The following is a 24,170-nucleotide window of genomic DNA, read 5'->3' on the forward strand; positions in this document are numbered from 1 at the left end:
TTGCCGTCCGCCCCCCGGACACCCCAAACACTACACCTAGTGTCTGATGTTTTCCTAGACCACAAGAACTTGTGAATAACATTCTTGAAACTCCCAGGTCGCGTGACAGTTGTCCACAGGCGGACCGGCGTGTCTCGGCGCGTCCGGCGTGTCTCGAATCCGCGTGCCCGAGACGGGCCGGCGGACGCCGATTCGGCGCCTTCGGCCGGGACCGTGCGGCCCCTTGCACACACAGTTCACCACCGGGGTCCGACATCGCCGGCAGCCCGGCCGCAGACGGCTCGACACAGACGGCGGGGCCGGCCGCGGACATCCGCGGCCGGCCCCGCCGGAGGAGCGTCGATCAGGCGGCGACGGCGACCGCGTCGGCCAGTACCCGGACCACCTCGGCCAACTGCTCGGCGGTCTCAGCGGTCGCCACGCCCTCGTCGCCCAGCGCGCCGGTGCCGATACCGATCTCGACGGCCTCGACCACATTCGCTCCCGCGACGCCGATCGACTTGCGCGTGTCCTGACGGGACCAGGTGCCCGCGTACCGGCCGAGTGCGGCGCCGATGACGCCGGCCGGACGCCCGGCGAGCGCGCCGGCGCCGTAGGGACGCGACAGCCAGTCGATGGCGTTCTTCAGGACGGCCGACATCGTGCCGTTGTACTCGGGGGTGACGAAGAGGAAGGCGTCGGCCGACGCCACCTGATCGCGCAGCGAGGCCGCGGCGGCCGGGATCGCATCCGGGGTGTCGATGTCCTCGTTGTAGAACGGCACCTCGCCCAGACCTTCGACGATCTTCAACGAGATCCCCTCGGGAGCATTGGCCGCGGCCAGTTCGGCGAGCGCACGGTTGTGCGAGCCGGAGCGGAGGCTGCCGACGAGAACTGCGATGGTGATGTTGCCTTCAGACATGGAGCGACACTCTTCCTGACGTACGTACGGATACCTCCAGTGAAACGGACCACGGTCCGCCGTGATTCCCGGTGCCGGCCGTGATGACGGACACAGCATGGAAGTGCTGGTCGCGCGCGGATCGGCCTCCGGTGTCCGCAATCACGACAACGCCGACATGCTTTACAGTCGACTCATGCTCCCCGACGGCCCCGGCCCCCTTGAACTGCACGTGGCAAACGCGCCCGCTGCGTCGCCGGAGCGAGCCGACGCCGCACGGAATCGTCGGCTGCTGCTGGCGGCCGCCAAATCGCTGATCGACAGTCAGGGCGCGTCCGCGGTGACGATGGAAGCGGTGGCCCGTGCCGCCGGCGTCGGCAAGGGCACGGTATTCCGCCGTTTCGGCAACCGGACGGGACTGATGCTCGCCCTCCTCGACCACTCGGAGTCGGACCTCCAGCAGGCCTTCCTCTCCGGACCGGAACCTCTCGGGCCCGGCGCTCCCCCGCTCGACCGGCTGATCGCCTACGGCCGCGCGCGACTCAAGATGACCGTCGACCACCTCGACATCCTGCTGGAGGCGGGTGCCGACCAGCCCGACCATCTATCGCATCCGGTCTGGGCGATGTCGACGCTCCACGTGCGGATGCTCCTGGCCGAAATGGGCATCGACGGCAGGCTGGAGGTCACCGCCCACGCCGTCCAGGCACCGCTCATGGCCTTGACCGTGCGCCATCTTCTCGACGTCGTCGGCATGACATGCGAGGAGATCGCCGACGACTGGGAGGCGATGGTGCGCCGCTTCGTCAACGGGAGCTGACGCCGTCGGAGGTGACCGCCGCGGCCTCCCGGCTCAGCTCCGGACCCGACGGCAGCAGCGCGATCATCGGCCACGGCGCCCGCACCGGTTCCGGCAACCCGAGGATCTCGCCGATCCCCGCGCCCGCCAACCGATAGCGCACGCCCGCATCGCTCACATAGAACGGCGTCGACGCGCGCGGCGACCGCGGGTCCACGCCGGTCAACACCACGTGCTCACCCGTCCCCGGCCGCAGATAGACCCGGTCGAGCGCCGGTCCCCGACCGTCCGACGAAGCCAGAAGCACCGGTCTGGCGCCGTCGGGCACCGGCAGTCGGCGCGCTCCGAGAAGCGCCGCCGTCGCGGCCCCCTCGGTGTCGCGGCTCCAGCGATGGCACAGCACCGACGGAGGGTCGCCGAACCGAGGCGCCGCGTGCGGGAAATGCGCGACGGGCACCACTTCGCGGACCGTGAGCGCCGCCACCGCGGCCGGCGCCACTCGCCGTACTCCGTCCGCGGCCGACGGGTCGGTCAGTCGCATCATCTCGGCCGCAGGCTCGGACAGCGGCTGCACTCCGTCGGCGAGAACGAGCTGATAGCGCAGGGTTCCGTCGACGCCGGCGGTCGCGACCACCGAACCGACCGGCAGACCGAGAACGCCCGGTGACCCGCGATCCGGGATCTCCGGCACGCGCAGATCGGGCCGCGCGGTGAAGGTGTTCAACAGTCCCGCCCCCACCGTCCTGGGCTCACGCCCCTCCAGTCCCAGCGCACGGACCAACTCCACCCGCGACCGGTCGACGCGGGCCCGGACCGGAACGGAGGTCCCGCTGCCGGTCGGGTCCCGGTACAGCAGCCATTCGACTCCCGCGTGCTGCACGAGATCGGCGTCGATCGTCTCGGCGGCAGACGCGAGGTCGCCGACCACGACTGCGCTGCCCTCGGCGTCCTCGCAGACGGTCCACGTCGACCGTCCGGCCACCGCCGGTCGATCGAGCGCACCCGGTGCGTCCGGAATGCCGACGGCCGCACCGCGCGGGAAGCGACTCAACGACCGCTCGCTCACCCGCCGCACCGGCAGCGGCCGACCGAGGATCAGCCGGGCCGACGCGACGTTCGGCACCGGATGCATCACGCCGTCGATCAGCACGTACATCCCACCGCCGTCGACGGCCACGATCTGCGCATCGCGCACGTCGGGTTGCGGTCGGACGAATCCGTAGATCGCCGCGCCGGCGAGCACCAGGACCGCTAGCACCGTCCCGGCGACGAGCGCCCGCGACTGCGCGCGCATCGGATCGTGCGTCATCCGTACGTCGCGGCGCACGAGCGCGTGTTCGGCCCGAGCCACCCCGAAGCGGTACCCGCTGATCTGCGCGCGCGTCGTGATGTGACGTGACATCAATCCCCCCGATCGATTCCCCCGCAAGGAGGTTAGACGCGGGTTAGCCTCGTCCCACGGCGATTTCGCGAAGTCCGTGTTCGGGGGGAGCACTCAGTGCAAGCGAGGATGCTGGTGCGTCGCACCGCGCCATGGGAGGTCCGGGCACCGTTCGACGTGCCCGCCGACGACGGTTTCATCGGACTGCGGCGCTGCGGCGACAGTCTGATCGGGGTGCTTGCGATCGCCCCCGACGAACCGGCGCCGGTGGTGGTCGGAACACCCCGGGCCACACCACCGCGTCTGTTGCCCGCAGTGCTCTCGGCGATGTCGGCCCACGACGCCGCGCCCTGGGCCATCGACGTCGTCAGTCACACCATGCGCAGCTGGGACGACGGCATCGCGGCCGGCGCGTATCGGACGCTGCTCGGCGGACTGCGAATTCCCACCCACCGCAGCGTGCACCTGGTGGTCCGAATCCGGCCCGCTGACTGTCCGCAGGCGGTCCTGATGCGCGGTGACGGGCCCGCCGGGATGCTGCGTACGGCGCTGTGGTGCCTGCGCCGGCTGCGCGCTCGCCTCGCCGACTCCGGCATCCCCACTCGTCCGCTGACCGCTGCCGAGATCACCGACCTGACGATGCGACTGACCGAGGGGGCTCCCGTCGAGCGCGCGACGTCCGATGCGCTCGGCGCACACGTCGACGGATTCCGATTCGCCGTCCACCGATGGGCCGGGACCTCTCCGGAGTCGCTGTCCGCGCTGCTGGCCGCTCCGGGTTCGAGCGAGGCGGTGTCGACGACCGTCACGCTGAGTCTCACGGCCGACCGGTCCGGTCCGCGGCTGACCGCGACGGTGCGCGACAACGGCGCACACGCCTCCGATCGCGACGGCTGTCACGATCTGGTCCCGGTCGACGCCTCCGACCGCGGCGCGCTCGCCGCGGGTCTGCCGATCGCTGCGCCACCGGAGGATCGTCGAGACGACCGTTCTCGTGGCAGCGGTTCTCGTGGCAGCGGGGCCGCGCCGGTGCCGCCGGCCGCCACCGAACAGATCTGCCGCTCGGTGGCCGTTCCCTGCGCCGGTGACGGTCAGCTCGTCGGCGCCGCGGCATCCGGCGCGCCCGTGGCGCTTCGCCTGGCCGGTCCCGGCGTCGCCGCGAGCACGATCTGCGGCGACCACCGGCTCGCACGACAAGTGGCGGCGCGACTGGCTGCGATCGGGATGTCGGTGGCCGTCGTGTCCGACACTCCCCAGCGCTGGCGGCGATTGGCGGATGCAGTCGGCGAGCGGTGGATCACCGTCAACGACCGCGGACCCACCGCTCCGCACGTGCTGTTCGACGACACCCGCGCCGGCGGGCACGAGGTTCCGCCCGGCGCGACCCTGCTGCGCAGGCACGACTGCCTGGACGACGGTCGCGGCGGACGCGAGCCCACCCTGCGTCACGATCGCGGCAGCGGACTCCTCCTCGCATCCGGACTCGGCTGCACCGTCCCGGTGCGCCCGGTCTCCACCGCCGCCGAACGAAGCCTCACCGAACTCGACTGACTCCGTTCCGGTCGAGCCGCGGACGGTCAGTGCTGCAGGGCCGGAACCATCGCACGGAAGAAGACGGCACCGGACGAGATCGCGCGCACCACCACGTCCGGATCGGCCGCCGACAGCCAGACCGCATCGCCCGGACCGGCTTTCAACAGTTCGCCGCCGCTCCCCTCCACGGCCACCCGGCCGGAGATCACCGCCAGGATCTGCGGACCCGCCATCTCGAAGCTGATCGACTGCGCGGCGTGCAGCCCGGTGCCGTCCAATTCCACCCGCGACAGCCGGAACTCGGGCGCCGGGGTCAGATAGACGCGCTCGGTCCCGAGGCTCCGCACCTGAGGCATCAGGGCGTCGATCGACACCGGATGGAAGTCGAGGACGCGCAGCAGTTCCGGGACGTCGATGTGCTTGGGGGTGAGCCCGCCGCGCAGCACGTTGTCGGAGTTCGCCATCAGCTCCACCGCCATCCCGTGCAGGTAGGCGTGGAGATTGCCCGCGGACAGATAGATTCCCTCACCGGGCTGCAACCGGATCCGGTTCAACAGCAGCGACGCGAGCACGCCCGGATCGCCGGGGTACGCCTCTCCCAGCTCGAGCAGGGACCGCAGTTCGAGGGTGAAGCGGTCGTCGTCCCCGCCCAGGACGCGCACCGCGCCGTTGAGCACCTCGGGGACCAGCGCACCGATGACCGCCTCGGGCAGGGTCAGCCACGTGGTGAAGACCGCTCGCAGACCGGTCTCGTCCGGCTGCTCCACCAGCATGCCCAGATAGGGATCCAGGGCGGGTACGGCGAGAGCCTTCAGGATCTCCACCGTGACGTGCGGATCGCGGAACCCCGCGAGCGCGTCGAACTCCGTCAGCGCCACCACCAGTTCGGGTTTGTGCGACGGATCGCGGTAGTTGCGGTCGGGCGCGTCCAGCGCCAGGCCCGCGGCGTTCTCGCGTTCGAAGCCGGCGACTGCCTGTTCGAGACTCGGGTGCGCCTGCAGCGACAGCGGCTCCTGGGCCGCGAGGATCTTCAGCAGGTACGGCAGGCGGGAACCGAACTGGTCGGCGGTCTCGGCGCCGAGCTCGCGCACCGGATCGGCCTCGATCACGCCGAGCAGGTCCTGCGGACCCTCCACCTCGCCGCAGATCCGCGCGGGCGAAGCCGGATGCGCACCGAACCAGAGTTCGGCCTCGGGGTGCGGCGAAGGACTCGGCGTGCCGCGCAACTCGGCGAGTGCGGTACGCGATCCCCACGCATACGGCCGCACCACTCCAGCCAGCAGCTTCATCAGGCCGCTTCTCCCATCAATCGAACGAACACCGCCGCGAGTTCCACGCGCAGCGCCAGCACCAGGTACTCCCCCAGATCCGCGGGCGCGTCGGCGAACAGATCGCTCGTCGCGGCCACCGATCCCTGATCCGGTTCCCCGGCGCCCGAGTCGGACCCCGCAGGATGCTCCGCCAGCACGTCGATCTCGGCGCGCCCGGCATTGCGCTGCTGCGCGTACCAGCGCCGCGAAGCAGTGGTGAACAGTATCCCGCGGATCGCGGCCGACCGCGGCGGGTCGATCTCCGGGTCGTAGAAGATGTCGTCGACCGGTGCCGGACGGTTCGAGCCGTCGAGCAGCCCGGTTGCCAGAACGGTCTCCGACGCGGCGCTCGACACCGTGCCCGCGACGCTGAAGGCGACCGCCGACGCATGAGCGGCGACGGCGTTCGCCCCGGGCGTGTCACCGGCCCACACCACCGACCGGTCCGCGACACGCATGGCCAGGAGCTTGGCCTGATTGTGAAAGCTCTCCTGGCCCGGATGGTCAGCTGCGGCCTCCCCGTCCAACCGGTCGGCGAGATCGGCGAGATCGGGGGGAGCAGGCGCGAACCGGACGGCGGACAAGGCGACGCACACCGCGGTCAGCGCCGCGACGAAATGGCAGAAGCCGAAGCGCGGATCGACGACGAGCCGAGGCGACAGGTCGACGATCGGCTGGGCACCGATCGCCTCGCGGAGCGGCCCTTCCACCGGTACGACGGTGACGAGTTCGGCGCGTCGGCGCAGCGCACGCACCGCGGCGTCGGCGAGTGCGGGATCGCCCGCGTCGTGCCCGGCGATCACGACCACGTCGAGCGGACCGATCCAGCCGGGCAGAGTCGGCACGCTGACCAGGGGCACGTCGAAACGGGCCGCGACGGTCGCCACCACCAGATCGGTGGCGCGCCGAGCGGTGGCCGACGCTCCCGTGACCACGACGACAGCGCGCGGTCGCAGGTCGGCGAGCCGTGCCAGCGCGCCCTCCGACTGCGCCTGGGACACCGCTCGCACCTGCGCACCCGCCATGGCGGCGGCCCGCAGCAGACCATCGCGGTCGGCGGCGAGCAGACCGTCGACGTCGTCGAGGTCAGTAGTCAACGCAGACATGAATCACAGCCTAGTATTCGCCCGGCCGGAAAGCGGTCGCGAGCGTGATCGTGGTCGCGCGAAGCTCAGTCGACCGGGTCGGGCAGTACCCGCAGATGACCGCGACGGCCCGGCCGCGGCGTCGCCGCGGGGGTGGCTGCCGACCGCTGCTGCGCGCGGTGCCTGCCGCGGGGTGTGTCGTCGAACTCGGCATGGGCGAGAAAACCCACGCGGGGCGAGGTGGCGGTGGCCTCACGTACCGCTTCGGCCAGTGCCGTGAGCTCCTGGTCCTCGGCGGGCTGCGCGAACCCGCGCTCGCTCCGCATCATCTCCCACCCGACCGGCACGGTGATCCGATCGGCGTGCTGGGAGCACAGGTCCCACGAGTGGGGTTCGTCGGACGCCGACAGCGGGCCGATGACAGCGGTCGACTCGGCGTAGACGAACGTCAGGGTCGCCACGGCGATACGCGAACAGCCGGGCCTGCAGCACTGACGAGGGACACTCACGCCGCTCAGCCTATCGCCTCGACGCCGGACGCGGACAATCGACACGCACATCCGATGCGGACCCGGTCGACGTGCCCACGAGCGACGCGCCGGCCGTGCGGAGCCGGGACACTAAGGTGTGCGGTATGGGCTATCGACTCGTTCCGCTGCGGTCCGGTCGCGACCTGCTCGCGCCTCCTCCCCGCCGTTTGCGCGACCGCCGCGGCCGCGGTCTGCGCGGCCCGCTCATGCCGAGTTCGATGCCGGGACACCGCACGCGCGCCGACCTGTTCGACGCCGCGGCGGTGGAGGCCTTCGCCGAGATCGACAGCCGGTGGCATACCCACCTGACCGGGCTGGACGTCGCTGTGGACGACATCCCGCGGATGCTCCCGCGCGGAGACGGCCCCGTGGAATGGCCGGACGAGGTGACCGCCGACGGCCAGGTGCCGCTGGCCCGGCTGATCCCGGCCGGCATCGACGTGGCCGGCCGTCCCACCCGGGCGCAGATCATCCTGTTCCGGCGCCCGCTCGAACTCCGTGCGCATGACGCCGAGGAACTGCCCGAGATCCTGCGCGAGGTGCTCATCGAGCAGGTCGCGACCTATCTGGGAGTGGACGAGGAGACCGTCGAGGACGGCCCCGACGAGGACTGAACGGGGGCTGACGCCGGCGAGCACGCCGCCGGAGACGCCCCGACCCCTCGTCGCGATCGGCGGGAGGATCCGATACGAGAGGGGTCGGCCAGGGGCGTACGACGTCAGACGATCACGACGTCAGATGATTCCGCGCTTCAGACGGCGTCGCTCGCGCTCGGAGAGACCGCCCCAGATGCCGAAACGCTCATCGTTGTGCAGCGCGTACTCCAGGCACTCCGCCTTGACCTCACAGCCCTGGCAGATGCGCTTGGCCTCGCGCGTCGAACCGCCCTTCTCCGGAAAGAACGCCTCAGGATCGGTCTGTGCGCAGAGCGCACGGTCCTGCCACTGCTCCTCGACGGCGTCGAACAGTTCCTCGAATTCGTTCGCTACCACCGACAGATGGCGGTTCGCGTGGACTTCACTGATCTCAATCGCGCTGATCTCACTGATCGGGTCAGCACCATCGCCCGTATCCAAAGTCATCCGGCACCTCCCAGCTCGCAGACTTGATTCCACCCCGCGACCGGATCGGCGATCCGGTCGATGTGCCTGAAGAATGTCCCCCGACGATTCAAATGACACTGTTGTGATTAGACACGCTGACTACCGCCGCGGTCAAGCGGAAGGCGAAGATTCATTTCTATCACCGAGGTCGGACAAAACCGCGCCTACCAGGTGAATGACATAGTCCTACGGCGTGTCGCGCCGTCAGGGTGTCGCCGCCGCGCGGAAACGCGCGTGCGGTCATTACAGTGGACGTCTGTGAAGGTGACGGTACTCGTAGGCGGCGTCGGCGGCGCCCGTTTTCTCCAGGGCGCACGCGAACTGTTCGGACGCACCCCGTTCCCCCGGCTCCCCGATGATCCGGCCACGCCGCACACGGTGACGGCCGTGGTGAACGTGGGCGATGACGCCTGGATGCACGGCGTCCGGATCTGCCCGGACCTCGATACGTGCATGTACACCCTCGGCGGGGGCATCGACCCCGAGCGCGGCTGGGGGCACAGGAACGAGACGTGGAACGCCAAAGAGGAACTGGCCGCCTACGGCGCCGACCCCGACTGGTTCGGTCTGGGCGACCGTGATCTGGCGACCCACCTGATCCGGACCCAGATGCTCGAAGCCGGATTCCATCTCTCCGACGTCACCGCCGCCCTGTGCCGTCGGTGGCAGCCCGGCGTGGAACTGCTCCCCGCCACCGACCAACGCCACGAGACGCACGTCGTGATCGACAAGCCCGGCGGACAGGACGGCGAGCGGGTCGCGATCCACTTCCAGGAGTGGTGGGTGCGCCACCGCGCCCAGGTTCCCACGCACGGATTCGCCCAGGTGGGCCTCGACGAGGTGAAGCCCGGGCCGGGTGTGCTGGAGGCGATCGCCGAGGCCGACGTCGTCCTGCTGGCGCCGAGCAACCCGGTGGTCAGCATCGGCGCCATCACCTCGGTCACCGGCATCCGCGGCGCATTGCGCACCACGTCGGCCCCGGTGGTCGGCATCAGCCCGGTGATCGACGACAAGCCGCTGCGCGGGATGGCCGACCGCTGTCTGTCGGTGATCGGCGTGGAGACCTCGGCCCAAGGCATCGCCGAGCACTTCGGCGCCCGCGCGGGCAACGGCATCCTGGACGGCTGGCTCATCGCCGAGGGCGACGAGGCGCACGTCGACGGCATCGCCGTCGGGTCGGCGCCGTTGCTGATGACCGATCCGGCGGCCACCGCCGAGATGATCCGCGCCGCGTGCGCCCTCGTCGGAGTGCAGACGCCGTGACCGGCGGCGCGGAGCCTTCGCGCACGCCCGACCACCGCGCGGCCGCCGGACTGCAGATCCTTCCCGTCACCGGTCTGGGCGAGTTCGGGCCCGGAAGCGATCTCGCAGCTGAGATCATCGCCGCCGCACCGTGGATCGTCGACGACGACGTGCTGGTCGTCACCAGCAAGGTGTTCTCCAAGACCGAGGGGCGGATGGTCGCCGCGCCCACCGACCCCGAGGAACGCGACGCCTTCCGCCGCAGGCTGATCGACGACGAGACGGTGCGCGTCGTGGCTCGACGCAACCGCACGCTCATCACCGCGAACCGCAACGGTCTCGTGCAGGCGGCCGCCGGCGTCGACGGGTCCAATGTCCGCACCGATCAGATCGCGCTGCTGCCCCTGGATCCGGACGCCAGTGCCGCCCGGCTGCGGGCGCGTCTGGCCGACGAATTCGGGCTCCGGGTCGCCGTCATCGTCACCGACACGATGGGCCGTGCCTGGCGGACCGGTCAGACCGACGTCGCGATCGGCGCCTCGGGCATCGCCGTCAGCCACGGCTACGACGGGGTCGTCGACCCCTACGGCAACACCCTCCAGGTGACCGACATCGCCGTCGCCGACGAACTCGCGGCGGCCGCCGACCTGGTCAAGGGCAAACTCGACGGAGTGCCGGTGGCGGTGGTGCGCGGCATGACGCCGGTCGACGACGGCACCGGCGCGCGCGACCTGGTCCGGGATCTCGACGACGACATGTTCCGGCTCGGTGTCGAAGAGGCAGTCGCCCTCGGACGTCGGCAGGCTCTGCTGACCCGCCGGTCGATCCGGCGGTTCGCCGAACGGGAAGTCGCCGAGGAGTCGATGCGGGCCGCGTTCGCCGAGGCGCTGACGGCGCCCGCCCCTCATCACACGCATCCGATCCGCTTCCTGTGGATCCGCGACGACGATCGCCGGCGTCGCCTGCTCGATGCGATGGCCGAAGCCTGGCGCGCCGATCTGACCGCGGACCGAAAGACGCCGGAATCGACGGCCAAGCGCATTCGGCGCGGCCAGATCCTGTACGACGCGCCCGAACTCGTGATTCCCGTGGTCACCGGCGACGGTATGCACGAGTACCCGGACGCACGGCGCAATGCGTGCGAGAAGACCATGTTCACCGTCGCCGGCGGGGCCGCCGTGGCGGGACTGCTGGTGGCTCTGTCGGTCCGCGACATCGGCAGCTGTTGGGTGGGGTCGACGATCTTCGCCGCAGAGGTGGTGCGACGCGAGCTCGACCTGCCGTCCCACTGGCAGCCCCTCGGGGCCGTCGCCATCGGCCACCCCGCCGAGGAGGCCGGTCTGCGCGAGCCCGCCGACGTCGACTCGATGGTCGTCGAGCTGTGAGCGCGCTGCACGCGTCCGCAGTCGAGTCGCTGACCGCGTGGACCGCGCCCGATCCCCATCAGGACTCTATCCGGCACGCGTACCTCGCGTTTCTGGCCGCCACCGACGATGCCTGCCGAAGAGCTTGCGCCGCAGGACATCTCACCGCTTCGGTGATCGTCTTCGACGCCGATCTGACGCACGTCCTGCTGACCCTGCACCCGCGGGTCGGCAAATGGATTCAGCTCGGCGGACACTGCGAGCCGCAGGACGCGACGCTCGCCGAGGCGGCTCTGCGCGAAGGGCTCGAGGAGTCGGGACTGTCCTCGCTGACGTTGTCCGACCGGCCGGTGCAGTTGCACGCCCATCCGATCACGTGCTCGCTGGGCGTACCCACCAGACATCTCGACGTCCGGTTCGCCGCCGTCGCGGACCGTGAGGCGGACGGTTCGCTCCCGCCGATCGTGCGCAGTGACGAGTCGGTCGACCTCGCGTGGTGGCCGGTGGGCGACCTGCCCTCCGAGGTGGACGCCGAGTCGGTGCCCGGGCTGGTGGAACTCGGCGCCGCAGCGCTGGCGACCACCGCCTGATCGGGCCGCCGCGGCCTAGTCGACGACGGTGTTCTTGCCGACTGTGACCACGCCGCCGGGCGAGACGACGAATCGTTCCCGGTCGTGGTCGAGGTCGACGCCGAGCTGACCGTCGTCGACGATCCTGACGTTCTTGTCGAGAATGGCGTTGCGCACCACGGCGTTCTTGCCGATACGGACTCCCGGCATCAGGACGCTGCCCTGGACCACCGCGCCCTCGCCGACGTAGACGTTGGTCGACAGAACCGAGCCGTGGACGGTCGCGCCGGCGATCACGGTCCCGGCGCCGACCACCGAATCGTTGGCGGTGCCGCCGCGGACGAACTTGGCGGGCGGCAGGTGGCTCGTCTCACCCCGGATCGGCCACCTCTTGTTGTAGAGGTTGAACACCGGGTTCTCCGAGACCAGGTCCATGTGCGCGTCGTAGAACGAGTCGAGGGTGCCGACGTCGCGCCAATAACCGCGGTCGCGCTCGGTCTGGCCGGGCACGACGTTGTCGTCGAAGTCGTAGACGTACGCCTCGCCCCGCGCCACGAAGGCGGGGATGATGTCGCCGCCCATGTCGTGATCGGAATCTCCGTCGGCGGCATCGGTTTTCAGCATCTCCACCAGCGCTTCGGCGGTGAATACGTAGTTGCCCATCGAGGCGAAGGTGACGTCCGGGTCGTCCGCCGTGCCCGGCGGATCGGCGGGCTTCTCCACGAACGCGGTGATCTTGCCGTCACCGTCGGCGTCGATGCAGCCGAGGGCGTGGGCCTCACTGCGCGGAACGCGGATGCCCGCGACCGTCACCGAGGCGCCGGTCTCGATGTGCGACTGGACCATCTGCGCCGGATCCATGCGGTAGACGTGGTCGGCACCGAAGACGACGATGTAGTCGGGTTCCTCGTCGTAGATGAGGTTCATCGACTGGTAGATCGCGTCCGCGCTGCCGGTGTACCAGCGGGGTCCGAGCCGCTGCTGAGCCGGAACCGGTGTGATGAACTCTCCGTGGAATCCCGACGACCACCAGGTCTGCGAGATGTGCCGGTCGAGGGAATGCGACTTGTACTGCGTCAGCACGCAGATCCGTTCGTACCCGCCGTTGACCAGATTCGACAGCACGAAGTCGATCAGCCGGTAGGAGCCGCCGAACGGGACGGCGGGTTTGGCCCGGTCCACGGTCAGCGGATAGAGCCGCTTTCCCTCACCGCCGGCGAGGACGATTCCGAGAACATGCGGTTGTGATCTCACCGATCAAACATATCCGGCCGCCGCTCACCCGACCACCCGGCCTCGCAGATCGGCTGTTCGGCACAGACGCGCACGGGCCGGATCACCGGCGACGGGCCACGGTGACGGTCACGTCCAGGGTGGCGGTCACCGGACCGCCCGAGGCCAGTTCCGCGGCCGCGGCCGCGAGTTGTTCGGGTGTCCGGTGGAACGCCGCCGGGCCCATCGCCGCGATGTCGGTGAGGGCCGATTCGCTCAGGCGCACCTGCGACTGGACCCGCTGCTCGATGACCTCACCGAAGCGGTCGCCGAATTCCTCGGCCAGCCGGCGAGTCTTGTCCTGACCCACCGAGAGCATCTGCATGGGCCGCGCGATCTCGGCCAGGTGGCCCGTGCCGGGTGTCACGACCACCCAACGACCACCGCTTCCGAGGACACGGGCGGTCTCGGATGCGTTGCGCGGCGCGAACACCGAGAGCACCGTGTCGGCGACGCCGTCCCGCAGCGGCAGCCCGGCCCACAGGTCGGCCACCACCGAGAGTGCGGCGGGATGACGCCGCGCGGCGCTTCGCGCGCAGAACTTCGAGAGATCGACGCCGATGCCGACGGCGTGGTCGCCGGCGGCGGTCAGCCCCGCTTCGAGGTACTGTCCCGGTCCGCCGCCGGCGTCGACGATCACTCGCGAGTGCGCGCAGCGCTCGGCCACGGCCGCGACGATCGGCGCGTACAGTCCCGCCTCGAAGACCCGGCTGCGCGCCGCGACCATGTCGGCGGTGTCGGAGCGGTGGGCACTGCCCTTGCCGGTCAGAAGAGACACATAGCCCTGCCGGGCGATGTCGAAGGAATGCCCGGCGGCGCATCGCAACGATGCGCCCGCCGGGAACAGGCCGTCCGAACAGATCGGACAGGCCAGGAGTTCGGCCGCGGTCTCCCACCGCGGACCTCGGGCCTCGATCAGGCGGTGACCTCGCGTAGCGCCTCGCCCAGCGCCGAAGCCTCTTCGTCGTTCAGTTCGACGACGAGACGGCCGCCTCCGTCGATCGGGATCCGGACGACGATCCCACGCCCTTCCTTGACCGCCTCAAGCGGACCGTCCCCCATACGTGGCTTCATCGCCGCCATGTGTCGTGCTCCCTTCACGTGGATTTCACGATGTCACGCTCATGATACTTGGCGCACACCTGTGCACTCCGGGCAGTCCGGCGAGGCAGTGCGGTCACCGTCCGCGGCCCGGACCGTCCGGCGGATCGGCGACCGGTATCGGCCCGGTGTCGGTCGCCGCCGAATCCACCGCATCGCGGGCCTGCAGGTCGTGGACCACGGCTCGCAGCTCGTCGATCTCGCGGGCCAGCTTCTCCAGCGCCCAGTCGACCTCGGAGACCTTGTAACCACGGAAGGTCTGCTGGAACAGCACGGCACGCACGTCGTCGCCGGTGATGCCCGCTCGGGGCAGGCGGGTGAGCGTCGTCCCCTTCTCCACCGGCGGCAGATCCTCGCCTCGGCCGAAGACGAACCACACCACGGCGAAGATCAGCGCGACCAGTACGGCCACGCCCATCACATAGAGCCCGATAGTCACCACGATGTTCAGGGTAGCGAGAGATCGAGGTCTCGGATCGGTGGCCGCTCCCCGCGTTGAAGCTGCGTCGTGTGCGGGGTGAACCCGCCGTCCGGCTCCGGGACGAACTGGGTGAGACCGACTCCGGAGTCGGCGACGCCGCAGCGGTCGAGGAGTGTGGCCACGATCTGTCGACTCATCACCGACAACTCGTGGAGCGGCCGGTTGCGGTGACTGCGGACCCCGAGGTTCACCTGGCCGATGCCCGCCAGTCCGTACCGGTCGTATGTGTCGATCAGCAACCCGATCTCCACGCCGTAGCCCGGGGCGAACGGAACCGAGGCCAGAAGCTCCCGGGTGCCGGCGTACTCGCCGCCGAGCGGCTGGCACACCTCCCCGAGCTCGGGTTTGAGCGCGGTCAGCAGCGGTCGGGCCAGCAGTTCGGTGACCCGGCCGCCGCCCCCCGGCTCCTGGGTGTCACCGGTGCGCAGCGGACGCCGGTAATAGCCCTTGACGAGGTGGATCTCCGGGTCGGCCAGAAGCGGCCCGATCATCTTGGGCACGAACATCGGGTCCGGATCGATCAGATCTGAGTCGACGAAGGCGATGATGTCGCCGGTGGTGACGGCGATCGAGCGCCAGAGCGCCTCGCCCTTGCCGGCTACCGGGGGCACGCCCGGGATCGCCTCCTCGCGGCTCACCACTCGCGCGCCCGCCGCACCGGCGAGTTCGGCCGTCCGATCGGTGCTGCCGGAGTCGAGCACTATCAGTTCATCCACCAGCGAGTCCAGCAGGGGAGCGATGGAGGCGATGACTCCGCCGACCGTCTCCTCCTCGTTCAGCGCCGGCAGCACCACCGAGACCGTCCGGCCGTTCTTCGCGGCCACCAACTCGTCGACGTCCCACTCCGGATGGTCCCAGGTGTGCGTGTGCGACCAGCGCGCCTCGCCCTCGCCGCGGTCGACCCACGGCGCGCTCTCATGTCCCGGGTTCACGCCAGTCCTCGCACCGTCCGGGCCGGTGGCCGAGTACCGGCGATCGAGGCCACCATGTCGACCACACGGCGAGTGTCGGCCACTTCGTGGACTCGGAACATCCGCGCGCCCTGGGCCGCCGCGAGTGCGGTGGCGGCCAGGGTACCCGCCACTCGATCGCCGAGTTCGGCGTCGAGCGTCTCGCCGATGAAGTCCTTGTTGCTCAACGCCATCAGCACCGGCCATCCGGTGTCGATGAGTCGGTCCAGGTTCCGCAGCAGCGCGAGACCGTGGTGAGTGTTCTTGCCGAAATCGTGCGTGGGGTCGATCACGATGCCGTCTTCTCGCACCCCGGCCCGCCGGGCGCGCTCGGCCGCCGAGGTGACCTCGGCGACGACGTCGGCCACCACGTCCCGGTAGGCCACTCGGTGCGGTCGGGTGCGCACGCGCGCACCGCCGGTGTGCGAACACACCAGTCCCGCACCGGCCCGGGCGGCGACCGCGGCCAGCGCCGGATCGACGCCCGCCCACGTGTCGTTGATCAGGTCGGCACCGGCCTCACAGGCCCGTTCGGCCACCTCGGCACGCCAGGTGTCGACGCTGATGAGGATGTCGGGATGGGTGCGGCGGATCCACGCGATCATCGGCACCACGCGCTCGGCCTCGGTGGCCGCGTCGACCTCTTCGCCGGGACCGGCCTTCACTCCCCCGACGTCGATCACGTCCGCGCCCTGCGCGACGACCTCGTCGATCCGCGCTTTGGCGGCGTCGTCGGCGAAGGTCGCGCCCCTGTCGTAGAACGAGTCGGGAGTGCGGTTGACGATCGCCATCACGAGCGCACGGTCGGTGGCGACGGGCCGGCCGCAGAGGGTCGCGGCCGGACGGGCAGTGCTCACGATGTCAGCCTACGGTGCGTCTCACGCGCCTCGCGCGTCGGACCCGACGCTCGCGCCTCAGCGCGGGACCTTCGCAGCCGCGACGTCGGCGGCGTAACCGTCGTAGTACGGAACGTAGCCGTCGGCCTTGCCGCAGAGCACCCACACCTCGTCGTCACCGGTGTCGGTGTACGCCTCTTTCCGCAACTCCACCTTGCGGTTCTTGAAGGTGGAGGTGGTCTCGATCTCGGGGACGAAGCGGACGAACAACGGCACCGCGTACCCCGGCAGCGCCTCGTAGAGTTCGTCGGCGAAGGCTTTCGGATCCAATTCGGCTCCGTCGCGCAATTGGACCGCCACCATCCCGGCGCGGCCGTCGCATCCAGGCACCTCCACGCCGTAGGCGACCGACTGCGCCACCGCGTCGACTCCGTCGGCGGCACCCTCCACCTCGGTGGTCGCGACGTTCTCGCCCTTCCACCGGAAGGTGTCGCCCAGGCGGTCGACGAACGCGATGTGCGCGAACCCCAGTTCAAGCACCAGATCGCCGGAATTGAAGTAGGCATCGCCCTTCTTGAAGGCGTCGCGGATGATCTTCTTCTCGGTGTCGCCGGAATCGGTGTAGCCGTCGACGGGCACTCGGTCGCTGATCTCGGCGATCAACAGTCCCGGCTCCCCCTTCGGGACCTTGCGCAGGCGCCCGTCCGCGTCACGCTTGGCGGTGCCGTCGTCGTTGTATTCGACGACCCGGAACGGCAGCGGGCAGAATCCGGCGGTCCGCTTGACGTCGAAGGCGTTCACGAACGCGAGGTTGAGCTCGCTGGCTCCGTAGAACTCGACGACGCGGTCGATTCCGAAGCGCTCGGTGAACTCATCCCAGATCTCCGGCCGCAGGCCGTTGCCGACAATCACCCGCACCGAGTGCCGGCGGTCGGTGGGTTTGCTCGGCTGCGCGAGCAGGTAGCGGCACAGTTCGCCGATGTAGCAGAACGCCGTCGCCCGGTTCGTGACCACGTCGTCCCAGAACCGCGACGCCGAGAACTGCTTGCTGATCGCGATGCACGCGCCGGCGGCGAGCACCGCGCCGAGCGATACCGACAGCGCATTGTTGTGATAGAGCGGCAGCGAGACGTACATGGTGTCCGACGGGCGCAGGCGAACGGCCAGACCGCCGATGCCGTCGTAGTTCGCCAGCCAGCGGTTGTGACTCATCACGCTGGCCTTGGGCAACCCCGTGGTACCCGAGGTGAAGATGTAGAAGGCGGTGGTGGACGCCGGCAGGTCTCGGGTGACGGCCGGGTCGGTGTCCGGCTTGTCGGCGGCCGCCGCGTCGAGCGCCGCGAAGTCCAGAACGTGCTCGGGCAGCCGCTCGGGGCTGATCGAGGCGAAGGCGTCAGCGCACTCGGGGTCGTAGATCAGAGCGGCGGAGTCGAGCAGCTTCATGCTGTGATCGATCACCTCGCCGTGCTGGTTGTAGTTGAGCATTCCGGCGACGGCGCCGAGTTTGAGCGCCGCGAGGATCACCATCAGGTCGGTCGGGCTGTTCTTCGCTAGGATCCCGACCACGTCGCCGGTTCGGACACCTCGCTCGCTCAGCACGGCGGCGTACCGATTGACCTGGCGGTTCACTTCGCCGTAGGTCATCGACTCGCCCTGCCAGCGGATGAACGGCCGATCGGGGTGAGCCGCGGCGCGCTTGGCGAAGATCTGTCCGATGGTCCGCTTGGCGGTGGGCGGCCGGACCACCATGCCCGGCACGTGGGTGGCCATCGACGGCAGGTCGGGCACCATTCTCGCGACTCCCCGCACGATATCGGTGATACCGACCTTGTTCGGAACGCTCGTGCTCATCGACTGCCTCACTCCTCGCCCTTCAGGTGAACGCCGCAACCCTACCGGGTGGTCAGATACGCGATACTGTCACCCACGGTTGCACATACTTTCAGTTTGCCGAGTGCCTGGTCGGCGACGAAACCGCGAGCCGCCAGATCGTCGAGCCAGCCGATGAGCGGGTCGTAGAAGCCCTCGTGGTTCAGCAGCACGATCGGTTTGTCGTGCACGCCCAGATAGGCTCCCGTCCATGTCTCGAAGAGTTCCTCGAACGTGCCGATTCCGCCCGGCAGGGTGATGAATCCGTCCGAGAGCTCATCCATCAGGCGTTTGCGCTCGCGCATGGTGTCGGTGACGATCAACTCGTCGGCGTCGAGGTCGGCCACCTCCTTGGCCATCAGATGCTCCGGAATGATGCCGATGGTGCGACCGCCGGCCTCGCGCGCGCCGCGTGCCAGCGCACCCATCATCGAGACGTTGCCGCCGCCGGAGACGAGGGTGTGCCCGGCGGCGGCGATGGCCTCACCGGTACGGGCGGCGAGAGCCAGATACGCGGAATCGACCGGACCGGAGGCGCAGTACACGCAGATCGCGCTCATGACCGCGCCGCCCGCACGACGATCTCGACCGCCTCGGCCGCGGTATCGACCACATGCAGCAGATCCACGTCACCCGGCGAGATCTTGCCGCCCGCCTCGAGCGTTCCGCGGAGCCAGTCCACCAGTGGGCCCCAGAACTCCCGGCCTATAAGGACGATCGGGAACCGCAGCACCTTCTTGGTCTGGACCAGCGTGAGGGCTTCGAAGAGCTCGTCGAGCGTGCCGAATCCGCCGGGCAGACAGACGAAGGCCTGGGCGTACTTGACGAACATCGTCTTGCGGACGAAGAAGTAGCGGAAGTTCATCGTCAACGTCAGCCACGGATTCGTGTGCTGCTCGAAGGGCAGTTCGATGTTGAGACCGATCGACTGCGCACCCGCCTCGTACGCCCCGCGGTTGGTGGCCTCCATCGCGCCGGGACCGCCTCCGGTGATCACCGCGAAGCCCTCGTGCCCCAGCCGGCGGCCGAGCTCGCGCGCCAGCTCGTATTCGGGTGTCCGCTCCTTGACGCGTGCCGAACCGAAGACGGTGACCGCCTCGGCCACGTTCTCGAGCGCGTCGAAGCCTGCGACGAACTCCGATTGGATGCGCTGCACCCGCCAGGAGTCGCGGATCATCCGCTGTTCGGCACGGCGGGGGTCGCGCGGATCGATCCATTCCAGCAGCAATCGGTCGGAGGGGACCACCTCGACGCCCTCTTCGACGCGCACCTGCGCGGCGCCGACGTTTCGGAGACTCCCGTCGGCCGGGTCCGGAGTGTCGGACCTCCACGTCGGAACGGGCGCGTCGGCGCCCTGCGCATCGGGTGCGGGTCGGTCGGTCATGTCGCGACACTAGCAACCGGCCGCGCTGCTGTTCGGGTGAGGCGCAGTTCGGATGGACCACTGTTCGGCGGTCCGGCGGCTCCGCCCAGTAGGCGGTGAGATCAGTCGGCGGTGAGATAGGTGCGCAGGATCTCAGCGACCTCGGTGATCTGCACTACCGGAACGCGCTCGTCCACGCGGTGCGCCAGGCTCGGGTCACCCGGACCCAGGTTCACCGCGGGGATGCCCAGGGCCGCGAACCGCGACACGTCCGTCCACCCGTACTTCGCCCGGAAGCGTCCGCCCGCGGCCTCCACCAGCTTGGCGGCGGCCGGATGAGACAGCCCCGGGAGCGCCCCCGCGGCCGAGTCGGTCACCGTCGCCGTCAGCGTCCCGTCGGCGAGGTCCGCGGCGAAGACCTCCCGGACGTGGTCGAAGGCCTGCTCCGGTGAACGGTCGGGGGCGAAGCGGAAATTCACATCGACGTAGGCCTCGTCGGGAATCACATTTCCCGCGACGCCCCCGTGAATCCCGACTGCCGACAGTCCTTCCCGGTATTCGCAGCCGTCGATGTCGACGCGCCGCGGTTCATACGCCCCGAGGGTCGTCAGCATCCGGCCGAGTTTGTGAATCGCATTGTCGCCCATCCAGGCTCGCGCAGAATGTGCGCGCGTTCCGCTTGCGGTGAATCGGACGCGGAGCGTCCCCTGGCATCCCGCCTCGATCTGGCCCGCTGTCGGTTCGCCGAGAATCGCCGCGTCGCCCTCGAGCCAGTCAGGCAGTTCGCGCTCGATGGTCCCCAGTCCGTTGAACTCCGCGGCGATCTCTTCGCAGTCGTAGAAGATCAGCGTCAGATCGTGCGCGGGGTCCTCGAGGGTCGCGGCCAGGTGGAGGAACACCGCGTCTCCCGATTTCATGTCCACCGTCCCGCAGCCGTGCAGCACCTCGCCCTCCTCGTCGGTGACGGTCCGCCGCGAGGGGACGTTGTCGACGATCGGCACGGTGTCGAGATGACCGGCGAGGATCACCCGCGTCGGCTTGCCTCGATGCGACCGCGCGAGGACGCAGTTGCCGTGGCGGACCACCTCGAAGCCGTCGGTCTGCGCGCGGAGAGCGGCCTCCACCGCGTCGGCGATCTCCGATTCGTCGCGGCTCACACTGGGGACGTCGACCAACGCGGCGGTCAGTTCGATGGGATCGGCGGTCAGGTCCAGCCTCGAAGAGCTCACGGTGGTCCATCGTAGGCCGGGCGCCGCCCGAGCACCGCAGAGGCGACCTTCGGCGACAGAACCCCGGTCCGGGACGGGGGTTGCGTCGCCGGGCGTCGCGTCTACTGCGCGTGCATGGCGGCGACGCCGCGCTCGATAGACTCGTCGCCGTGACTACTCAAGGTGCTGCTGCCATCGGAATCGCCACCGTGTGGGACAACGACGGATCGGCCGTCGTCCTCGACACGTGGTACCCCTCCCCCGAACTGACCCAGGATCCCGGAACCACCGGATCCACCGAGTTGACCGGCGACGAGATCCCCGCCGACCTGCGTCCGCTGGTCGGAACGGACGAGGCGCGCGGCGTCCGGACGATCGCGGTCCGCACAGTCATCGCCGACCTGGCGGTCGCGCCCGCGGACGCCCACGACGTATACCTGCGACTGCATCTGCTCTCGCACTGCCTGATCAAGCCGCACGGCGCCAACCTCGACGGGCAGTTCGGCCTGCTGAGCAACGTGGTCTGGACCAACTTCGGCCCGTGCGCGGTCGAGGGATTCGAGACCACCCGCGCCCGGCTGCGTGCCCGCGGCCAGGTGACCGTGTACTCGATCGACAAGTTCCCCCGCATGGTCGATTACGTGACCCCGAAGGGCGTCCGCATCGGTGACGCCGACCGCGTGCGCCTGGGCGCGCACCTGTCGCCGGGCACCACCGTGATGCACGAGGGCTTCGTGAACTTCAACGCCGGAACTCTCGGCACCTCGATGGTCGAGGGCCGCATCTCGGCCGGCGTCGTCATCGGCGACGGCTCGGACATCGGCGGCGGCGCGTCCACCATGGGCACCCTCTCCGGCGGCGGCAAGGAGATCATCACCATCGGGCAGCGCTGTCTCCTCGGCGCCAATGCCGGCTGCGGGATCCCGCTCGGCGACGACTGCGTGGTCGAGGCCGGCCTCTACCTCACCGCAGGCACCAAGGTGACCGGCCCGGACGGATCGGTCGTCAAGGCCCGCGAGCTCGCCGGACAGTCGAACCTGCTGTTCCGCCGCAACAGCACCACCGGCGCGGTCGAGGTGACCGCCAAGGAAGGCGACGGCATCGCCCTCAACGAGGCGCTGCACGCGCACAACTGACGCGCGAGACTCCAGCCCCGGCCGCCTTCCTCGTATTCGAATCCCCGAATCACGCCGATTTCCCGATTCGGGTCGAGTTCGACCCGTATCGGGGATTCGAATACGGGGAAGTACCCGCGTGTAGCACGATGCCCCAATGGACTCGGGGGTGTTCAAACGGGGGAAGCTGCTGGAGACGATGTCTCGCGCAGAGCTTGACAAACTGATCGCAGAGGGCGGGTTGCGCCAGCTGCGGCACGGGTGGCTCGCCGAGCCGACCGCTCATCCGGAGGTGGTTCGCGCCGTGTCGGCGGGCGGAGTGCTGACCTGCGCGACGGCGCTGCGACATTACGGCGTGTGGGTGCCGCCGACGACGAAGCTTCACGTCCGAGGATCGACGTCGTCGGTCCGGAACCATCCGGCCTGGTGCCGGCATCACGGACGACCACCGAGAGTCACGAGCGCCGTCGACGAACTTCCCACGGCGCTCCGGCACGCCGCGCGCTGCCTGTCCACCGAAGATTTCGTGGTGGTCTGCGATTCGATACTCAATCGTCGACTGCTGACTCCGTCCGCGCTCGAGGCCGAGCTGAGTGGGACGCCGAAGCAGGTGCAGCGCGCACTGACCTTGGTGGACGGGCGTGCCGAATCTGGGACGGAGACGCTGGTCCGACTGCGACTGCGAGCGCCGAACCTGCGGATTCGAACGCAGGTGGCCGTCCCCGAGGTCGGACGTGTCGACCTCGTCGTCGGCACGTCGATGATCATCGAGGTCGACGGCTACGAATACCATGCCGATCCCCGCCAGTTCGAGAAGGACCGGCTCCGCGACCTGCAGTCGCGCGCACTCGGCTACGACCCGATCCGGCTCACGTACCAACAGGTCGTCTATCAGTGGGATCGGGTGGGCCCGCTCATCGCCGAGTTGCTCAAGCGTGGCGTCCACCGGAAGCAACTCAAAGCGGCGTCGACGTAAACAAATCCCCGATTCGCCGACCTTCGTCGATTATCGCCAAGAAGTCGGCGTATCGGGGATTCACTTCCGGGAGAGTCGGGCGACGGCGGCGTCGATGCGCTCGTCGGTGCCGGTCAGCGCCATGCGGACGTGCTGGGCTCCGGCGGGACCGTAGAAGTCGCCGGGTGCCACGAGGATGCCGCGCTCGGCGAGCCAGCGCTGGGAGGTGCGGGAGTCCTCGCCGCGCGTCGCCCACAGATACAGGCCCGCCTCGGAGTGGTCGATGGAGAAGCCCGCGCCGAGCAGAGCGGTTCGCAGCTTGTCGCGACGGACACGGTAGCGCTCGCGCTGGGCCTCGACGTGCGTATCGTCGTTCAGCGCCGCGACCGTGGCCCCCTGGATCGGGAACGGCACGATCATGCCGGCATGCTTGCGCACCGCGAGGAGTTCGGCGATCAGGTCGCGATCACCGGCGAGGAAGCCCGCCCGGTACGACGCCAGGTTGGAGACCTTCGACAGTGAGTGCACCGCGAGGAGCCCGCGGTGGTCGCCGCCGCACACCTCGGGATGCAGCACCGAATACGCCGAGCCCTCCCACGTGAGACCGAGGTAGCACTCGTCGGACACCACCACCGCGCCGTGCTCGCGCGCCCAGTCGACCACGGCTCGCAGCTCCGGCGCGCTCTGCACGCGCCCGGTCGGGTTCGACGGACTGTTCAGGTAGATCAGCGCGGGTTCGCGATCGCCGATCGCCTCCACCGTGTCGGCCCGCAGCACCTCGGCGCCGGCCAGCAGCGCACCCACTTCGTAAGTCGGGTACGCGACCTCGGGGATCACCACCAGTTCACCGGCGGGGACACCGATCTGGGACGGCAGCCCGGCGATCACCTCTTTGGTGCCGACGACCGGCAGGATCGACGACTCGTCGAGTCCGGCGATCCCGAACCGGCGGCTCAGCGCCCCGACTGCCGCATCGCGGAGTCGGCGAGTGCCGACCGTCGCCGGATAGCCTGGGAACTCCGACGACGCCGCGAGAGCCTCCCGGATCACCGGGTCGACGGGATCGACGGGGGTGCCGACCGACAGGTCGACGACGCCCCCGGGGTGCGCGCCGGCCAGCGCCTTCGCATCCGCGATGGTGTCCCACGGGAAGTCGGGCAGACCGGAACTCACCGGCCGCAGACGACTGGTCGGCAGGCTGCTGGAACCGGGCGCGGCACTCAC

Annotated in this window: 25 protein-coding genes; 8 read left to right on the top strand and 17 right to left on the bottom strand. The window is 69.6% G+C overall.

Annotation, left to right across the window (positions count from 1 at the left end; all coding sequences use genetic code 11):
• Positions 1-343: 343 nt before the first annotated feature.
• A complete protein-coding gene (locus P5P27_RS13700; RefSeq protein WP_278124454.1) occupies positions 344-901 on the bottom strand; it encodes an NAD(P)H-dependent oxidoreductase in 558 nt (185 codons plus the stop codon).
• Positions 902-1,076: 175 nt separating this feature from the next.
• On the opposite strand from P5P27_RS13700, the gene P5P27_RS13705 reads away from it, so the two are divergent.
• Positions 1,077-1,700 (top strand): TetR/AcrR family transcriptional regulator, encoded by a 624-nt coding sequence (locus P5P27_RS13705; protein ID WP_045537065.1) that lies wholly within the window; start codon positions 1,077-1,079, stop codon positions 1,698-1,700.
• Here the strand turns inward: P5P27_RS13705 and eccB are convergent.
• On the bottom strand, positions 1,687-3,081 hold the full coding sequence (eccB, locus tag P5P27_RS13710; protein WP_045537020.1) for a type VII secretion protein EccB: 1,395 nt from the start codon (positions 3,079-3,081) through the stop codon (positions 1,687-1,689). The two genes, P5P27_RS13705 and eccB, sit on opposite strands and share 14 nt — an antisense overlap.
• Before the next feature lie 114 nt (positions 3,082-3,195).
• On the opposite strand from eccB, the gene P5P27_RS13715 reads away from it, so the two are divergent.
• The gene (locus P5P27_RS13715) at positions 3,196-4,611 is read left to right on the top strand and encodes a type VII secretion protein EccE (RefSeq protein ID WP_278124455.1); all 1,416 of its coding nucleotides are present in this window, start codon (positions 3,196-3,198) and stop codon (positions 4,609-4,611) included.
• Positions 4,612-4,637: 26 nt separating this feature from the next.
• Here P5P27_RS13715 and manA read toward each other — a convergent pair whose 3' ends face one another.
• The 3 genes from manA to P5P27_RS13730 form a co-directional block, all read right to left on the bottom strand.
• Positions 4,638-5,882 carry a mannose-6-phosphate isomerase, class I gene (manA, locus tag P5P27_RS13720; protein ID WP_006895863.1) on the bottom strand — a complete coding sequence of 415 codons (1,245 nt, stop codon included), beginning with the start codon at positions 5,880-5,882 and terminating at the stop codon, positions 4,638-4,640.
• A complete protein-coding gene (locus tag P5P27_RS13725) occupies positions 5,882-7,009 on the bottom strand; it encodes a hypothetical protein (RefSeq protein WP_006895862.1) in 1,128 nt (375 codons plus the stop codon). Before P5P27_RS13725 ends, manA begins: the two co-directional genes overlap by 1 nt.
• A 65-nt stretch (positions 7,010-7,074) precedes the next feature.
• Positions 7,075-7,497, bottom strand: a complete 423-nt coding sequence (locus P5P27_RS13730) for a DUF3499 domain-containing protein (protein ID WP_085950745.1) — start codon at positions 7,495-7,497, stop codon at positions 7,075-7,077.
• Positions 7,498-7,622: 125 nt separating this feature from the next.
• On the opposite strand from P5P27_RS13730, the gene P5P27_RS13735 reads away from it, so the two are divergent.
• Positions 7,623-8,132: a metallopeptidase family protein gene (locus P5P27_RS13735; RefSeq protein ID WP_045538221.1), complete on the top strand. Its 510-nt coding sequence runs from the start codon at positions 7,623-7,625 to the stop codon at positions 8,130-8,132.
• Between the two features lie 120 nt (positions 8,133-8,252).
• Here P5P27_RS13735 and P5P27_RS13740 read toward each other — a convergent pair whose 3' ends face one another.
• Positions 8,253-8,516: a WhiB family transcriptional regulator gene (locus P5P27_RS13740; RefSeq protein WP_045538235.1), complete on the bottom strand. Its 264-nt coding sequence runs from the start codon at positions 8,514-8,516 to the stop codon at positions 8,253-8,255.
• 363 nt (positions 8,517-8,879) lie between these two features.
• Between P5P27_RS13740 and cofD the strand changes: the two genes are divergently transcribed.
• From cofD to P5P27_RS13755, 3 genes are read left to right on the top strand one after another with little or no spacing between them, the layout of a single operon-like run.
• Positions 8,880-9,884: a 2-phospho-L-lactate transferase gene (cofD, locus tag P5P27_RS13745; protein ID WP_062366997.1), complete on the top strand. Its 1,005-nt coding sequence runs from the start codon at positions 8,880-8,882 to the stop codon at positions 9,882-9,884.
• Positions 9,881-11,248: a coenzyme F420-0:L-glutamate ligase gene (locus P5P27_RS13750; RefSeq protein WP_062366999.1), complete on the top strand. Its 1,368-nt coding sequence runs from the start codon at positions 9,881-9,883 to the stop codon at positions 11,246-11,248. Before cofD ends, P5P27_RS13750 begins: the two co-directional genes overlap by 4 nt.
• Positions 11,245-11,817 (top strand): NUDIX hydrolase, encoded by a 573-nt coding sequence (locus P5P27_RS13755; RefSeq protein ID WP_006895856.1) that lies wholly within the window; start codon positions 11,245-11,247, stop codon positions 11,815-11,817. Before P5P27_RS13750 ends, P5P27_RS13755 begins: the two co-directional genes overlap by 4 nt.
• Positions 11,818-11,832: 15 nt before the next feature.
• On the opposite strand, the gene glgC is transcribed toward P5P27_RS13755, so the two are convergent.
• The 10 genes from glgC to dapE form a co-directional block, all read right to left on the bottom strand.
• Positions 11,833-13,050, bottom strand: coding sequence for a glucose-1-phosphate adenylyltransferase (gene glgC / locus P5P27_RS13760; protein ID WP_006895855.1), 1,218 nt, complete (start codon positions 13,048-13,050; stop codon positions 11,833-11,835).
• A gap of 82 nt (positions 13,051-13,132) precedes the next feature.
• Positions 13,133-13,894, bottom strand: coding sequence for a putative RNA methyltransferase (locus tag P5P27_RS13765; RefSeq protein WP_423201238.1), 762 nt, complete (start codon positions 13,892-13,894; stop codon positions 13,133-13,135).
• An 89-nt stretch (positions 13,895-13,983) separates the two neighbouring features.
• On the bottom strand, positions 13,984-14,151 hold the full coding sequence (locus P5P27_RS13770; protein ID WP_006895853.1) for a DUF3117 domain-containing protein: 168 nt from the start codon (positions 14,149-14,151) through the stop codon (positions 13,984-13,986).
• A gap of 94 nt (positions 14,152-14,245) precedes the next feature.
• Positions 14,246-14,611 (bottom strand): DivIVA domain-containing protein, encoded by a 366-nt coding sequence (locus P5P27_RS13775; protein WP_045538226.1) that lies wholly within the window; start codon positions 14,609-14,611, stop codon positions 14,246-14,248.
• Between the two features lie 5 nt (positions 14,612-14,616).
• Entirely contained in the window at positions 14,617-15,582 is a 966-nt protein-coding gene (locus P5P27_RS13780) for a glucosyl-3-phosphoglycerate synthase (protein WP_045538227.1), read from the bottom strand.
• On the bottom strand, positions 15,579-16,391 hold the full coding sequence (folP, locus tag P5P27_RS13785) for a dihydropteroate synthase (RefSeq protein ID WP_231650164.1): 813 nt from the start codon (positions 16,389-16,391) through the stop codon (positions 15,579-15,581). The genes P5P27_RS13780 and folP overlap by 4 nt, the downstream gene beginning before the upstream one ends.
• 123 nt (positions 16,392-16,514) lie before the next feature.
• Entirely contained in the window at positions 16,515-18,287 is a 1,773-nt protein-coding gene (locus tag P5P27_RS13790; protein WP_278124464.1) for a long-chain-acyl-CoA synthetase, read from the bottom strand.
• 41 nt (positions 18,288-18,328) lie between these two features.
• Positions 18,329-18,865, bottom strand: coding sequence for an LOG family protein (locus P5P27_RS13795; protein WP_006895848.1), 537 nt, complete (start codon positions 18,863-18,865; stop codon positions 18,329-18,331).
• Positions 18,862-19,689 (bottom strand): LOG family protein, encoded by an 828-nt coding sequence (locus P5P27_RS13800; RefSeq protein WP_006895847.1) that lies wholly within the window; start codon positions 19,687-19,689, stop codon positions 18,862-18,864. Before P5P27_RS13800 ends, P5P27_RS13795 begins: the two co-directional genes overlap by 4 nt.
• Before the next feature lie 101 nt (positions 19,690-19,790).
• On the bottom strand, positions 19,791-20,897 hold the full coding sequence (gene dapE / locus P5P27_RS13805) for a succinyl-diaminopimelate desuccinylase (protein WP_278124467.1): 1,107 nt from the start codon (positions 20,895-20,897) through the stop codon (positions 19,791-19,793).
• A gap of 149 nt (positions 20,898-21,046) precedes the next feature.
• On the opposite strand from dapE, the gene dapD reads away from it, so the two are divergent.
• Both dapD and P5P27_RS13815 read left to right on the top strand, forming a co-directional pair.
• On the top strand, positions 21,047-22,012 hold the full coding sequence (gene dapD / locus P5P27_RS13810) for a 2,3,4,5-tetrahydropyridine-2,6-dicarboxylate N-succinyltransferase (RefSeq protein ID WP_045538229.1): 966 nt from the start codon (positions 21,047-21,049) through the stop codon (positions 22,010-22,012).
• A 136-nt stretch (positions 22,013-22,148) separates the two neighbouring features.
• On the top strand, positions 22,149-22,967 hold the full coding sequence (locus P5P27_RS13815; RefSeq protein ID WP_039867159.1) for an endonuclease domain-containing protein: 819 nt from the start codon (positions 22,149-22,151) through the stop codon (positions 22,965-22,967).
• Between the two features lie 60 nt (positions 22,968-23,027).
• On the opposite strand, the gene dapC is transcribed toward P5P27_RS13815, so the two are convergent.
• Positions 23,028-24,170 (bottom strand): succinyldiaminopimelate transaminase, encoded by a 1,143-nt coding sequence (dapC, locus tag P5P27_RS13820; protein WP_278124470.1) that lies wholly within the window; start codon positions 24,168-24,170, stop codon positions 23,028-23,030.

The sequence above is a fragment of the Gordonia sihwensis genome, assembly GCF_029632925.1.
Lineage (GTDB): Bacteria > Actinomycetota > Actinomycetes > Mycobacteriales > Mycobacteriaceae > Gordonia > Gordonia sihwensis.